At 31.6% G+C, this 611-nt stretch carries 1 protein-coding gene; it reads left to right on the plus strand.

Translation table 11 applies throughout. The features are described from left to right. On the plus strand, positions 1–611 hold a 611-nt coding region (locus AC1DTM_RS30630), incomplete at both ends, for an ABC transporter permease subunit (protein WP_477001723.1).

A 611-nucleotide genomic window follows, 5' to 3' on the forward strand; every position in this document is an offset into this window, starting at 1 on the left:
GATTTAATCGGTTTTTGGAACACAGTTGTGTTTCTTGGAGAGAAGTTACTTCAACCAGGTGAAATTACGTATGGATTTCGGAATTCAAGAAAGTTATTTCCACAAATATGGATTCATTATGTAGAGACAATGTTTGTATTTATTTCGGCATTTATACTATCTTTACTCATTGCGTATCTTATCGTTGTATGGGTATTGCAGCGCTCTCAATCAAAGCAACGTATGTGGAATGGGATTTTCGTCGCACTTGAAAGTATCCCGGACATTTTATTAATTTTATTATCTCAACTTTTAGTAGTAATAATCTTTCAAAAGACAGGTTTTATGCCAGTGAAATTTGCAGGACTTGGAGAGGAAAGGGCTCGCCTGTTACCAATAATATGCCTTTCTATACCTACAACTTTATTATTTATTAAGCTACTATTATTACGTTTCAGAGAAGAATTAGAGAAAGATTATAGTATATTTGCTAAGAGTAAAGGGCTAAGTTTACGACATATTTTGACGCACCATATTTCAAGAAATGTCTTGTTAACAACAGTCTATTATGCAAAAACAAATATTTTATTTATGTTATCAAATTTATATATTATTGAATGGCTGTTTAATAC

Source organism: Bacillus sp. P4_D3 (assembly GCF_056401855.1).